Genomic DNA, 14185 nt, shown 5'->3' on the forward strand with positions numbered 1-14185 from the left:
AATAATTTTTTACAACAAAAATCATACATAAGAAATATATACTTAATTTGCATATTGAAATAATTTATAGTAAATGACTATTTTTTCTTTTTTAAAAAATACCTAAGAAAACTAAACGCGACCAATATCGCAAATCTAATAGCATATTACTAAATACTTTGTTAAAATGTATTATAGGTTAAAATGCTATTTAAATAGCATTTTAGTTTTAATAGAAAATGGATCGTAAGAAAGGAAATAAATCGTATGAACATACTTAGTTTCAAAGGAAAAAGGCAAAAACCTAAATATATTTCAATTGATTTAGGCACAGCAAATACATTAATTTATATTTCAGGAGAAGGCATTGTTTATAATGAACCTTCAATTATTGCATACAATATTAATCGTAATGAAATTATTGCAGTAGGCGAAGCTGCTAGAAAAATGGTAGGAAAAGGTAATAAAAATATTCGTGTTATCAAACCAATGACCAATGGGGTTATTAGTGATGTTAAAGCTACAGAAGCCCAATTACAATATATTTTTATGAATTTAAAAATTTTAAACCGTATTAATGACGCAGCATTATTACTGGCTTGTCCTTCAGCCGTTACTGATTTAGAAAAGAAAGCTTTAAAACAAATTGGTCACAATCTAGGTGCTAAAAAAGTATTTATTGAAGAAGAAGTAAAAATGGCGGCCATTGGTGGTGGCGTAAATATTAATAGTCCTCACGGGCAACTAATTATTGATATGGGAGGCGGAACTACTGATATTGCCGTTATTGCATCTGGTGACATTGTATTATCTAAATCTATTAAAATTGCAGGAAACTATTTTAATAATGAAATTCAAAAATATGTTCGTACTCAATATGGAATTGAAATTGGTAGCACGACAGCAGAAAATATTAAAATTAAAATTGGTTCTTTAACACAATATGATGATGAAAATAATTTTAAAATTTATGGTCGGCACTATGTTAATGGTAGACCCCAAGCAGCAATCTTAAAACCAGAAGAAATTCGGCAAGTTTTACAACAAGCTATGCTACCAGTTATTGAAGTAATTACTCAAACATTAGAAATAACTCCAGCGGAACTATCTGGTGATATTTATAAAAATGGCATTACGATTTGTGGTGGTGGGGCATTATTAAAAGGAACGGATAAATACATTACAGAAAAGTTAGAATTACCAACTAAAATTGGTGAATATCCTTTATTAGCAGTTATTAATGGTACTAAAAAGTTTGAAACTGATATTTTTGAACAAATTCAAAATTCTTACTAAGATTTTTATAAAAAAATAAAATTACAAACATAAAAAAATGCTCTTATAAAATTTAAGAGCATTTTTTTATTTAATTCCTAAAATTCGTTTCGCATTATTTGTTGTTGTGATAATAACATCATTTAAGGATATTTTTTTTAAACTTGCTAATTTTTTAGCAGTAAAAATAATATTTTTTGGATAATTTTTTGTTCCCCGATAAGGAACAGGTGTTAAATACGGAGCATCAGTTTCTAAAACAATTTTATTTAAGGGAATATCTTTAGCAACTTGTTGCAAATCTTTAGCATTTTCAAAAGTAAGAATTCCTGAAAAAGAAATATAATATCCTAATTCAATAAACTTATTAGCAGTTTTTGTATTTGCTGAAAAACAATGCATAATGCCAACAACATCATATTGTTTTAAAATTTCATAAGCATCATCAAAAGCATCACGAATGTGAACTAAAATTGGTAATTGATATTTTTTAGCTAATTTAATTTGTTTAATAAATCATTCTTTTTGTAAATCACTACTATCTTGATTGCGATAGTAATCTAATCCAATTTCACCAATAGCACAAACACTTCCTGTTTTAATTAGTTCTTCCAATTCATAAAGATGGTGTTCTTGATGATTACTAACATCGTTAGGATGAATGCCAACAGCTGCAAATACATCGGGTGAAGAAAATGCTTGGTCAACTGCTAATTTACTAGTTTTTAAATCATAACCAACATTACAAATTAAATTAACACCAATTAATTTCGCTTCTTCTAAAATATTATTTATATCTTCATCTTGATATGAATCTGAGACTAAATGACAATGCGTATCAAATAAACCATTCACTAATTAAACTCCTTATTTACCTAGACAAAAGCGACTAAACATTTCATCTAAGAGATTATCTTTAATTATTTTACCATTAATTTCTTGTAAATAATCTCACGCTTCTTGAAAATGAAGGATTACTAAATCTAACGGCATACTATTGTTTAAAGCTTGAATTGCTTCATCAATTGTCATTGTAATTTTATCTAATAACATTTGGTGATGGGTTGATGTCAAAATTAAATTATTATGATAATTAATTTTTTCTTGTAAAAACATCTCTTTAATTTTATCTATTAAGGGATTAAAATCATTGTTTAAAGCACTTATTGGGACTGAACTTAATGGCAAAAGCGAAACAGATAGTTTTTGTTGTAAATCAACTTTATTAATAACAATAATACAATTTTTATCTTTAACTAGTTCTAATAATAACATATCATTATCATCTAAAATATTGCTACCATCAAGCACTAATAAAATTAACTGGGCTTTTTCTAAATACTGTTTTGATTTTTGAATTCCTAATTGTTCAATAATATCATTAGTATTTCTAATTCCTGCGGTATCAATTAAGTTTAAAGAAATATTATCAATATTTATTTTTCCCGTAACAATATCTCTGGTTGTTCCAGCAATTGTTGAAGTAATCGCGCGATTTTCTTTTAATAAAGCATTTAATAAAGTTGATTTTCCTACATTAGGTTTACCAATAATTACAGTATCAATGCCATCATTAATAACCTGAGCAATTTTACTTTGTTTAGTAATGGTTAATAAATCACTATAAAGTTCATTTGTACGAGTTAAAACTAATTTTTGGGTTAAGTTTTCAACCCCATCATATTCAGGATAATCAATATTAACACTAATATTAGCTATTAACTCTAATAATCTTGTTTCAAGTTCTTTTAATAATTTGCTATTATTACCATTTAAGCTATTCATTGCTAATGCTAACGCTTCATCATTAGGCGCATTAATTAAATCATTAACCGCTTGTGCTTGTAATAAATCAATTTTTCCATTTAAAAATGCTCTTTTTGTAAATTCGCCCGCAGTTGCTAACCGAATATTATCATTTTTCATAATTGTTAATAATAAATGAATAATTTTATTAACAATTAACATACTACCATGACAATTAATTTCAATAGTATCTTCACCAGTAAATGAACTACTTTTATAGTAGCAAACTAAAACTACTTCATCAATAATTATCTTTGTATTAGGATTAATAATCCTTCCGAAATATTTTTCTTTTGAAGCATTTAAAATATTTCTACTAAATACTTTATTAATAAGTGAAAATGTTTCTGGACCACTAACTCTAATAATAGCAATGGCTTGTTTAAGAGGAGCACTTGCTAAAGCAATAATCGTATCATTAATCATAAATATCACCAAATTTCTTTTTTAAAAATAAAAATCTAGACATTAACGACTAGATTTCACTGCTTTCAAGATATTTAATAACAATATGTCTTTTATTACCTGAACCCTGAGATTCACTAATAACCTTATCGAATTTTTTTAATTCATTATGAATAATTCTTCGCTGATTATTAGGCATTGGTAATAATGCCATATCATTTTTAGTAAACAATACTTTTTTAGCAGTGTTTTTTGCTAAATTAATTAAATTACTCTCTTGTCTTTGAAAATAGTCATTAACATCAACTTTAACAATATAACGACGATGAAACTTACTTGATAAATAACAGTTAGATAAATTTTGTAAAGAACTTAATACATAACCATTTTTACCAATTAATAACGCATTATTATCACAATTAATATTAACTTTAATCGTTTCATAGTTAATTTGTGAAATTTTAATTTCAATATCATTAAAGTCTAACTCTGTTAAAAGTCCTTGCAAAACACCAACTAAATAGGTTTTAACATCACTCATATTATATATTAAGGCAATCACTTGTTTTTTTAAAAATGTTTTAATTTCTTCTTTAATAATGTAAAAATGGAGTTCATCTTGTTGCTCAATAAAAGTTTTTAAATCTTCGCGTTTCTTAAATATTTTTTGTTCCATTTAATTCAACTCCAAATTTATTTTTTCTTTTTATACTTAACATTCTTATTTATATAATGAAATAAAACTGTTTGTCCAATTTGCAACGCCCCAGAAAAAATTCAATATATCGCAACTCCTGAACCAATTGTAAAGACCAGTAACATAAACACCCCCGTCATAATTAACTGTGTAATTAATTGTTTCTTTTGTGCTGCTTTCGATTCTTTAGTAAAAACTTTTTTCTTACCACGATTTAAATACATTGGTAATAACATTGAAATAATTTGAATTGGTAAATAAACAAAAACAATTGCTAAATATGCTCAGTCTCCTGCTTTTAATCCTTCTCACGGCGTTATTGTAAAAGAAATTGCCCCAAACTCTTGTTCTTTCAAAATTCTCATTGAACGAACAACCATAAACATCGCATATAAAAATGGCATTGATAAAAATAAACTTGCAAATGATGCTAAAGGTTTAACCCCTTCTTTTTTATATAATCCCATTAATTCTAATTGCATTTTTTGTCTTGCTTGGGGATCAGTTGAACCTTTATATTTTGCTTGAATCTCGCCTTGTTTTAATTGAATTGCTTGCATTTTCTCTTGATTTTTTTGCGATTTTCAAGAAAAGGCTAAAGTAATTAATTTAATTATTAAAGCGGTAACAAACATTGCTCCAATTGCTGCAGCTGCTGTTGGTTCAGCAGCAATTCCACCACTAAAACCTTTTAGTAATACTCATAATAATGCAGCAATTGGATAAACAAATAAACCAAAAAATGGTGATTTAGTAACTGTTCAAGCTTCACTTCAACTAGAAATACCATTAAAAGGTAATTCTTCTTCACCATTTATAAAATGTGTCTTATTGCCATCACCAGGGAAAAGTAATTCAAAATAAGTACCAAATATTGAACCTGCACCCGTAGTTTTTCCACTTGTTGACACATTAGGATCAAACATCTGTCCACAACCTCATAAAAAGGTAACAATAAAAAAGGTATAAATGAAAATTTTACCAAATTTTCAAACTTGTTTTCACCATGGAGTTTGTGGCTTATTAGGCGCAAATAAATATTTTTTATAGTCCATAATTTTTCTCCATTATTTAATAATTTTTTTTAACAAAATATCTAAAAATCTTTGATTTTTACTATATTCCTGTTTTAAATAAGGTGGTCTTACTAAAATAATAATATCCATATTATTATTTTTTAAGCATCAAACCTTTTGTAACATTGAACGAACTTGGCGACGAATCCGATTACGATTAACAGCATTCGCATTTTTTTTACTAACTGATATTCCAAAACGACAATGATCTAATGAATTATTTGCATAATAAATAACAAATGAATTATTATGAATTTTTTGTTTTCCATTAATAATTCTTTGAAAATCATAATTCTTTTTTAAACGAAATTTCTTTTGCAAGGTGTATTTAAATCCTTTTATACTGTTAACTTAGCGCGTTGTTTTCTGCGTCGGTTTTGTAAAACTTTTCTTCCTGCAACTGTTGCCATTCTTGAACGAAAACCATGAACTTTTTTTGTTTTTTCTTTTGATGGTTGATAGGTTCTTTTCATTGTCATTCTCCTCTTTAAAAATAAGTTACTGTTTTTAAACTAAAATAAAAAAACTTTAAAAAAGTAATTATAGTTCCAATTAATTTTACAGACATATCCTTATTAAGTCAAACTAAAACATAGGTCGGGTCGCGTTTAGTTTTCTTAGGTATTGCTTCGAAGAAGTAAAACAATCAGCTAATTATATTATTTAATTACTAAACTAACCCCGCCTTTCTTGTTATTGTCATTTTTATTCACGATTATTTTACCATATTATTGAATTTTTACACACTAAAAATTATTAATAGGGCGCATAAAGTTTTGTTAGGTGGGTAAAGATTTGAATAATTTTGAAAGAAAAGCAACTAAAAATTTATTACCTTTTTACTTGAAAAATAATTAATAAAACAAAATATTTAATATTAACAAACATATTCTTAATAAAAGGTTATAAAAACTAAGTAAAATGCTTATAAAAACAACATTAAAATAATTTTTTACAACAAAAATCATACATAAGAAATATATACTTAATTTGCATATTGAAATAATTTATAGTAAATGACTATTTTTTCTTTTTTAAAAAATACCTAAGAAAACTAAACGCGACCGTAATGATTTTAACGGTTTTTAAATTTAGTTATTAGGGAGATTTTCATTTTCATTTTCAAAATCATTTGTACATATTAAACTATAATCTGTTGTATTATCATCTTGTTTGTAGTCATTTAAATTTGTGCCTTGTGCTTTGATTGTTATTTTTTTATTGATTACTCATTCTTTCTTTCCTACTTTGGTTCCGTATGTAGTTATTAATTGTCTTATTTCATCTTGTTTATTTTTATTATTAGAGAATTCTGATTGTATAAATTTGAAAGTAAAATCGTTTAAGTTTTTAAATTCTGGTAATTTTTCATTTAGATTGATATTATCTTCTTTCTTTATGTTAACTTCTATAAGTCTGGTTGTTGGCCAAGTTTCGCGATCGCCAAAATGAAACCTCACCTTTTGTAAGTTTTTGATTTCAAAATTATAAATTTTATTAATATCTTTATTACTATCTTTATTTTTTTGTTTTACTGGTTCATTTGTTTTTTTGGAACAGCCGATTATTGGTAGTGTTATTAATCCTAAAACAGCGGTTATATTTAAAAATTTCATAAAATTAACTCCTTTATTTTATTTTTTCAATATATATATATATATATTATACAAAAATTCTTAATATCATTAGAAAGATGGCAAAACCGATTAAAAATTGAAAGGTATAGTAAAAAGCTGGTACTGTTTTAAAAACCGGGAAAATTGCGGTTGAAAAGTTAACTGTTGCTTTTGCAATGATTGCTAATGGTCGTAAAATGGTAATGATTTGTGAGGCCGTTAGCATTCAATTAATCATTTTGATACCAGCATTTTGAATGGCACAGCCAATGTCATTAAAAGTAGGTATTCATCGTCCAGAATATTTACAATTTGCTGGCGGGATTATGTCATCTCATTCCGAGTTGGTTGAACCATCAGGTATAAACGCTGTGGAATTAAGGACATTAAAGTCATAAATTTTAAAATTATAATTAGAGGTATTTGTTTTATGGTACAAAGGAAAAGTTAAGGTAAAAATATTAATGCCATAGCGAATATCAATGTCCGTATTGAAGTAATTAATGCTGTTAGCAGTCTTACTGGTTGGCAAGGTAATCAGTTTATTGTCGTAAGATTTAAGAACATTAAATTCAATTTGATAGATACTATTATTATTTTTAATAGCATTAAAATTTTCTTGGTGCGTTTTTTTATCAAAAGTAAAAAAATAACTTCTTAGTAATAATTCTGAGTCTCCTATAATATTTATTAAGTATTTTTTGGGATAAAAAGTAATTAACGAGCGATAAAAAAATCCAATTTGAATAAAATAGTTCTTGTTATAATTATCTACGCCTTTAAAATCAATTTCGGTATGAGTTTTTTCGTCCATATCAAAAGTCGCATAAAATAAACTGGAAAAGAAATTGCCAAGAATTTCATAGATTTCGTCAAAAACATTTTTGTACTCGCTGTTGTTAATACTAGGAATGTTGTTTTTAAAATAAAGGTAAATGTCATTTTTTAATTCAGGATCGTATCTCAAAAAACTAAATTTAACATTAAGATAATTTAAGGTACCAAAAAGATACTTAATTAAGTAATAATCGTTATCGTTTGCAGTGTCATATTTTCAGATTTCACTTTCACTGTGTAATAATTGTAAATAGTTATTACCCGCAATTAAGGTTTTATTAAAAGCTTTAATTTTCAAAATATTTGTATTAATTTCATCTTTACTACTAGAAGTTTTGTGATAAAAATAGCTTTCGTTTTTAAAACCGTGATTTTTAATGGTAAATTCTTTGTAATACCCTTTTTCTAAAGTATTAATGAAATTAAATACTGGTGTTCAATAAAGATAAGAGTAATTAAATTTATCAAAATCACCGCGGTGAATCATTAAATAATCAAGGTTATCAATAACATCGCTGTATTTGTGATTACCGTCAAAGTTAATAGTTGTTTCTGGTAAATCAATATCGGTGCTATCTTTTTTAATTTCAATTTCAAAATCATTTGTACATATTAAACTATAATCTGTTGTATTATCATCTTGTTTGTAGTCATTTAAATTTGTGCCTTGTGCTTTGATTGTTATTTTTTTATTGATTATTCATTCTTTCTTTCCTACTTTGGTTCCGTATGTAGTTATTAATTGTCTTATTTCATCTTGTTTATTTTTATTATTAGAGAATTCTGATTGTATAAATTTGAAAGTAAAATCGTTTAAGTTTTTAAATTCTGGTAATTTTTCATTTAGATTGATATTATCTTCTTTCTTTATGTTAACTTCTATAAGTCTAGTTGTTGGCCAAGTTTCGCGATCGCCAAAATGAAACCTCACCTTTTGTAAGTTTTTGATTTCAAAATTATAAATTTTATTATTTTGTCTTTTAGTTCTAATTAGTGATTGTGTTGTTATTTCATCATTGTTAATGTTTTGGGGAATGGTAAAAATGTTATTCAAACTAATAGTTAGCACGGTAAATATTTTCATAAACATTTTTATCACTCCTTTTTAAAATATTTTATTTTTCATTGTTCTTTTTTCTTTAATTTTTTTAATAAGTCACTCAATACCACAGTTTATAATTACCACTATTGTAATGCATATATCTAAATATCCTAGTATCTCATAAGTGAAATTAATAATTAAAATTTTTCATATAATAACTTCAAATCATTAATTTCCAATTTTAAAAATGAAATGAAAAAGATAATAATCATAAAAATGTAAAGTAAAATTCTCCATCAATATTTTTTTAAAGAATTAATGAGTTTGTTTGATTTCATTTTTCAAGGCTCTTTTTCTTTTAATTTTTTGAATAATCAAGCGGATGAATTTTTCAAATTTAATTGCAAAATATATTGCTCCGCCTCATCAAAAAACAAATATTCCCGCTAGCATAATACCACTATTGAACTTGCCAAAGAAATTAACCATTTCTTTATTCATAAAGTCATTAAATTCGTCACTTGTTCCGGTTATTCATTTAGCATCACTTACTGTTAATGCACAAATTAATAAGCTTATAAAGATGAAAACGATACTTAATACGATTTTTAACCACTGCTTTTTAAAAGAATTTTTAATTTTTAATTTTAATGGCATTTTTTCTTTTGAATTATCTTTTTTAAATAATTTTCCTAAAAGTTTTTTCATTTTAATTCTCCTTTCATATTTTTTATCGTCCTTTAATCACAATAAATAAAGCAATCAGCACACAAGTTACACCAAGAATGGTAAAAATTGGGTGTTGCGAAAATGTTCGTGCCATTGGTTTAAACAAATCTAAAATTGTTAAATTGCTAGTAATAAACTTTTGGAAATTGGCAAGCCCTTCGCTAATATAGTTCGTTAAAGTTTCAAAATGACTACCAGCTAATAATCCAAGAACAGTTATTAAGATAAAAATAATAATTAGTTTAAACATTGTTAGTTACCTTGTTTTGTTTTTATTGGTTTTATTTGTTTTTTAGCTTTTCCTCATGCACTTAACCGCCCTTTATTTTTAACGGCATATTGGCGTTGTTTTTATAAATTAACTTGTTGACTACCAAATCCAAGAATAATTGCCATAAGAAATTCTACAGCCAGCGTTAAGAATAGAGGAAATATTAGTTGAATATTCGTTCCTGGTACTTCCAAACTTCAAATTAAATCAAAAACTTTATAAAGCATTTGGGCGAGAAAGTCGGCCATTTTTGCAAGATTTTCCATTTTTTATTGTTCCTTTTCTTTCATTTTTCTTAAAAATTTACTAAATTTATCCATTTTTAAGTATTCTAAGTCTTCTAAATCAATTGCCGTATCAGTATAGTATTTATCTTCATAATCAGGATTTACTTTTGCATTTAAATAATCTCTTAAAAATGCTAGGTAAAAAGAATTGTAAGTGTTTAATATTGGTAGCGGGATTTTTAGTTTAAAAAAATAAATATCAAGTTCAGGAATATCACGATATTTAATGCGACGACCCTTTTTGCTATTTTTAGCATCAATTAAGGTGTTTCGTCAGCGTTCATATTCTTCAATGCTTGTAAAGGTGCCATAGATGACTTTTAAGTAGGGGCGAAAAATATTAACGGGTTTTTTGCGAATTCCCACAATCACATTATTGGCAATATCACGAACTTTAACTCAAATATGTTTATCTCTTTGACCGCTAGCCAGCACAATATGACCGAAATGGCGTGCCAGAGCGAAATATTCTTGAATACCAGTTTCTTCGTTTTTGGTATTATTTTTTTCTCAATCAGTTCCTTCTAAAAATAAGTTAGTTTCATCTCATAAAAGTAAGGTTTTGTCTGGCAATACCGGATAATCAAAATCTAATAATCCCATATGTCCTAAACTTAATTTTTGGGTTTCTAGTAATGGAAAGGTTGAGGCGATATGATATTTCTTCTTTTTTAGTAATTTTGATGCGTATACTAGAAAAGCAGTTTTTCCAGTTCCTAATGAACCAATCACAATATTTAATGGTGAATTTTTTAAGAAATTAATAACTTTGTTAATTTGTGTTAAATTACCGATTTTAAAAAGAAAAATTAAAATACAACCTGCTAAAAATAAATAGCTTACAATGTTTTTAAAATAACCGTTGTAAATATATCAAATTGCTCCGCAATGTCATAAAATTAAAAATGAGGTGCGATTCAATTCAATAAAATGGTTATTTTTTTCTATTATTCAGTTGCAAAATTTCATCTTGCACCTCACTTTATTTTTTTGTTAGCGTACCGCTCCAAGTAATTTTTCAAACATTTTAAAGCAAATAAAGAATATTGCCAAAATAAATGGAAAAATGAATATTCAGTAGTCAGCAAAGAAGTTACCGACTTGTGGCATATTAACAGCAATAATTTCTCACATTTTAGTAAAAGCCGTTATAATTGCATTTCATAATTTAGTCATCGCGTCACTAGCTGTTATTTTTTCTACTGTTGCAGGTGCATCAGCCAAGAAAGTTCCAAACATATAATCACCCCCTTTCTTTTTAAAACATTCATCATTTATATTCAAAGTTTTTCTTAAATTTGTTAAAGCCACGATTAACCTTAACACGATTATATTTTTTCCTAATTAATTTTGAATTTCTTTGGGAATGCATCACAATGTAACTTCTTGACATTAATTTTTTCCCTATCTAAATACTGATATGGTTTTTCAAAGTAGCATTAGAATAAATCACACCATAATCGCTGTTAATAATCAAAAAGCAATGTTTGCTATTAAAAGTCAAAGTGTTTCTTGAGTTAAATCAATTTCTTTACCACCACTAAATATGAGCCGGAATCGTTGTAATTTGAATAAATAAATCTCAGAAAGTTTGTTTGATTTGTTCTCAATTAAATTCTTTTAAATTTACCGTCATTTTTTATCTCCCAAAAATCATTTTTATTGGTAAATACATAATTGAAATTAATGCGAAAAGAAAAGTAATGATAATAATTAATCCGGCAATAAATGCAACTTGTGCAGGCATTTTTTCTATCGGAATAAACAGTTCTAAGAATTCCATGATAATTTTTCAAAACATTATTTTTTATCCGCGTTATTTTCTTTTGAATTAGGAGCTTTAACTCATTCCTCAAAGCGAGCAATAAATACTTTTTCGTCTTTCGTGAAATTACCAGTATTATTTTTAATGGCATTTTTATATTTAATTCGCATTTTTATTTTGGCATAAATTTTATAAGCAAAATATGCCAATAGCATGATGCTGATAATAATAAATATTAATTCAATCGTGAGGGCGCATAAAGTTTTGTTAGGTGGGTAAAGATTTGAATAATTTTGAAAGAAAAGCAACTAAAAATTTATTACCTTTTTACTTGAAAAATAATTAATAAAACAAAATATTTAATATTAACAAACATATTCTTAATAAAAGGTTATAAAAACTAAGTAAAATGCTTATAAAAACAACATTAAAATAATTTTTTACAACAAAAATCATACATAAGAAATATATACTTAATTTGCATATTGAAATAATTTATAGTAAATGACTATTTTTTCTTTTTTAAAAAATACCTAAGAAAACTAAACGCGACCAACAACATAAATTGCTTTAAACTTAATTTAAAATAATTAATAAAACTATGTACAATAAAAGTTATAGGTTAATATAAACAATAGCAAGAAAGTTGTGATATTATAAATTCTAAAATTTCTAGAAAAATATTTGCTAATTTATTAAATAAAAAATAAAGTGAGGTAAAAACTTTTATGAAAAAATCATTAACTTTTTTCAGCACATTATTAATTTCATTATCTACTATTAGTAATATTAATAAAAATCAAGGAATATTTACTAAGACAACATTTAAAACTGCTTTAAATTCAACAACAATAATTACCAGTATTCAAAAGGTAATTAAAACTATTAATGATGATATTAATAATCAATTTAAAACATTAGAAGATCCTGCATTAGGTCTTCAAGACCGCCTTGATGAATTTCAACGCTTAGACGAACATATTACAAATTTTAGTAAGCAATTAAAACAACTACAAGCATTACTTCTAGTTAGTAAAGTTATTAGTAGTTTTAATAAAAAAACACATTTAATGAAATTAAAGATAACTTTATAGAAATTATTAAACGCTTCCATAAAATGCGTGATTTTCTAGCAAAATTAAATACATTAGGAATTACTGAACGCGATATGATGCTAGCTTTAGTTTGAAAGCAAATAAAATATTTAGAAAATGAACAACAAAATTTAATAATTGAAATAACTAAAATTGTTGAATTTGAAAAAGAAGAAGATAATAATGAATTAATTAAAGAAATTAAAACTTTCTTTTTAAATAAATATGATTTTAATTTGAATGAAGATAATACCCAAGAAGATGCTATTAAAAAAGTAAATGAAAAGTTAAATCAAAATTTAATTAATAAAGAAAATAAAAAAGTTATTATCAAATTATGAGATTATCAAAATAATAATAACAATTTGCAATTAAAAGAAATGAGTATTTATTTAGCGATTTATATTAATGATAAATTAATAAATGATCAAATATATCAACCAATTAAATTGCATTTAATTAATATTACTATTTCTAAAAAAAATCAAATGATATTAAATAAAATTATTAATTATTTTGAAAAAGAATTTGATTACAATGAACATAAATTTACGACTAATAATACAAGATATGATGCTTTTGAATTAGTAAAAATTCTAATTCAAAATCTAATTGGTAATGAATATTATCATTTACAAATCGATTTTATAAATCCTTCCAAAGCAAAAATCATTGATAATTCAAAAAAAGTTACTAACGGTGATTATTTTAAAATTAATATTAAAATTGGTTCATTACAAAAAGAAATTTTATTTAAAATTAAAAATGTTAAAGATTATATTTTATATTTATTAGAAGAAATTTTATTAGCAAAGAAACCAAATATTTTTGATATGGTCGCGAATACTAAAACTTCTTATGATGAAATTACAAATTTTAAAAATGCTCAAAAAATTGCTCTTCTTTTAATGAAAGAATTAAACTTAGTTACTAAGGTTAGTATGTCATATAGATGAAACCCATTTTTTATTACTATTAATCAAAGAAATTTTTGACTTATTATTTTTAGAAATGAAAGAATTATTATTCGTTTACCTAATGATATTTTGGAATTAGAAAGCTATAATATTAAAAAGCTAATTAATTGAAATTAATTTTAATAACAATTACTAACATCTAATTAACAAGTAATTAACAATTTTTTAGTTATTATTAAATTTTGTGGATAACTATTAAAAATTCAATATTTATAAAGGAAATAAATGGGGATAATAATGTGGATAACTATAGTTATCCACATTTATTTATTTTTTATGGATAACTTTTTCCACTTTAAAGTTATGATATTTATAGGAAGTAATTCAAG

19 protein-coding genes are annotated in these 14185 nt (G+C 25.3%); 3 read left to right on the top strand and 16 right to left on the bottom strand.

The window, feature by feature from the left end:
- Positions 1-246: 246 nt before the first annotated feature.
- On the top strand, positions 247-1275 hold the full coding sequence (locus AAHF53_RS05550; protein ID WP_342189766.1) for a rod shape-determining protein: 1029 nt from the start codon (positions 247-249) through the stop codon (positions 1273-1275).
- Between the two features lie 66 nt (positions 1276-1341).
- Here AAHF53_RS05550 and AAHF53_RS05555 read toward each other — a convergent pair whose 3' ends face one another.
- The 16 genes from AAHF53_RS05555 to AAHF53_RS05630 all read right to left on the bottom strand — a co-directional run bounded on the left by AAHF53_RS05555 (position 1342) and on the right by AAHF53_RS05630 (position 12093).
- Positions 1342-2109, bottom strand: coding sequence for a TatD family hydrolase (locus AAHF53_RS05555; protein ID WP_342189767.1), 768 nt, complete (start codon positions 2107-2109; stop codon positions 1342-1344).
- Between the two features lie 12 nt (positions 2110-2121).
- Positions 2122-3486, bottom strand: coding sequence for a tRNA uridine-5-carboxymethylaminomethyl(34) synthesis GTPase MnmE (gene mnmE / locus AAHF53_RS05560; RefSeq protein WP_342189768.1), 1365 nt, complete (start codon positions 3484-3486; stop codon positions 2122-2124).
- A gap of 49 nt (positions 3487-3535) precedes the next feature.
- A complete protein-coding gene (locus AAHF53_RS05565) occupies positions 3536-4141 on the bottom strand; it encodes a protein jag (protein ID WP_342189769.1) in 606 nt (201 codons plus the stop codon).
- A gap of 17 nt (positions 4142-4158) precedes the next feature.
- Positions 4159-5217 (bottom strand): membrane protein insertase YidC, encoded by a 1059-nt coding sequence (yidC, locus tag AAHF53_RS05570; RefSeq protein ID WP_342189770.1) that lies wholly within the window; start codon positions 5215-5217, stop codon positions 4159-4161.
- 12 nt (positions 5218-5229) lie between these two features.
- A complete protein-coding gene (gene rnpA, locus AAHF53_RS05575) occupies positions 5230-5559 on the bottom strand; it encodes a ribonuclease P protein component (protein ID WP_338967806.1) in 330 nt (109 codons plus the stop codon).
- Between the two features lie 17 nt (positions 5560-5576).
- On the bottom strand, positions 5577-5711 hold the full coding sequence (rpmH, locus tag AAHF53_RS05580; protein WP_215826699.1) for a 50S ribosomal protein L34: 135 nt from the start codon (positions 5709-5711) through the stop codon (positions 5577-5579).
- A gap of 618 nt (positions 5712-6329) precedes the next feature.
- A complete protein-coding gene (locus tag AAHF53_RS05585; protein ID WP_342189771.1) occupies positions 6330-6854 on the bottom strand; it encodes a hypothetical protein in 525 nt (174 codons plus the stop codon).
- A gap of 46 nt (positions 6855-6900) precedes the next feature.
- Positions 6901-8781 carry a hypothetical protein gene (locus tag AAHF53_RS05590; protein ID WP_342189772.1) on the bottom strand — a complete coding sequence of 627 codons (1881 nt, stop codon included), beginning with the start codon at positions 8779-8781 and terminating at the stop codon, positions 6901-6903.
- A 267-nt stretch (positions 8782-9048) separates the two neighbouring features.
- Positions 9049-9441: a hypothetical protein gene (locus AAHF53_RS05595; RefSeq protein WP_342189773.1), complete on the bottom strand. Its 393-nt coding sequence runs from the start codon at positions 9439-9441 to the stop codon at positions 9049-9051.
- Between the two features lie 22 nt (positions 9442-9463).
- Positions 9464-9712, bottom strand: coding sequence for a hypothetical protein (locus AAHF53_RS05600; RefSeq protein WP_338967900.1), 249 nt, complete (start codon positions 9710-9712; stop codon positions 9464-9466).
- Between the two features lie 101 nt (positions 9713-9813).
- Positions 9814-9999 carry a hypothetical protein gene (locus AAHF53_RS05605; protein WP_342189774.1) on the bottom strand — a complete coding sequence of 62 codons (186 nt, stop codon included), beginning with the start codon at positions 9997-9999 and terminating at the stop codon, positions 9814-9816.
- A 3-nt stretch (positions 10000-10002) separates the two neighbouring features.
- Positions 10003-10989 carry a hypothetical protein gene (locus tag AAHF53_RS05610; RefSeq protein WP_342189775.1) on the bottom strand — a complete coding sequence of 329 codons (987 nt, stop codon included), beginning with the start codon at positions 10987-10989 and terminating at the stop codon, positions 10003-10005.
- Between the two features lie 24 nt (positions 10990-11013).
- Entirely contained in the window at positions 11014-11259 is a 246-nt protein-coding gene (locus tag AAHF53_RS05615) for a hypothetical protein (RefSeq protein ID WP_342189776.1), read from the bottom strand.
- Between the two features lie 19 nt (positions 11260-11278).
- On the bottom strand, positions 11279-11413 hold the full coding sequence (locus AAHF53_RS05620) for a hypothetical protein (protein ID WP_338968593.1): 135 nt from the start codon (positions 11411-11413) through the stop codon (positions 11279-11281).
- A gap of 246 nt (positions 11414-11659) precedes the next feature.
- Complete coding sequence (locus AAHF53_RS05625) at positions 11660-11803, bottom strand: hypothetical protein (protein WP_342189778.1); 144 nt, start codon at positions 11801-11803, stop codon at positions 11660-11662.
- A 17-nt stretch (positions 11804-11820) separates the two neighbouring features.
- Complete coding sequence (locus AAHF53_RS05630) at positions 11821-12093, bottom strand: hypothetical protein (RefSeq protein ID WP_342189779.1); 273 nt, start codon at positions 12091-12093, stop codon at positions 11821-11823.
- Positions 12094-12513: 420 nt separating this feature from the next.
- On the opposite strand from AAHF53_RS05630, the gene AAHF53_RS05635 reads away from it, so the two are divergent.
- Together AAHF53_RS05635 and AAHF53_RS05640 are read left to right on the top strand one after the other, a co-directional pair.
- Positions 12514-12879, top strand: a complete 366-nt coding sequence (locus tag AAHF53_RS05635; RefSeq protein ID WP_342189780.1) for a hypothetical protein — start codon at positions 12514-12516, stop codon at positions 12877-12879.
- A gap of 23 nt (positions 12880-12902) precedes the next feature.
- Positions 12903-13973, top strand: coding sequence for a hypothetical protein (locus AAHF53_RS05640; protein WP_342189781.1), 1071 nt, complete (start codon positions 12903-12905; stop codon positions 13971-13973).
- The last annotated feature ends 212 nt before the right edge of the window (positions 13974-14185 follow it).

Source organism: Spiroplasma endosymbiont of Dilophus febrilis, assembly GCF_964030685.1.
In the GTDB taxonomy this organism is placed as follows: Bacteria; Bacillota_I; Bacilli_A; order Mycoplasmatales; family Nriv7; genus Nriv7.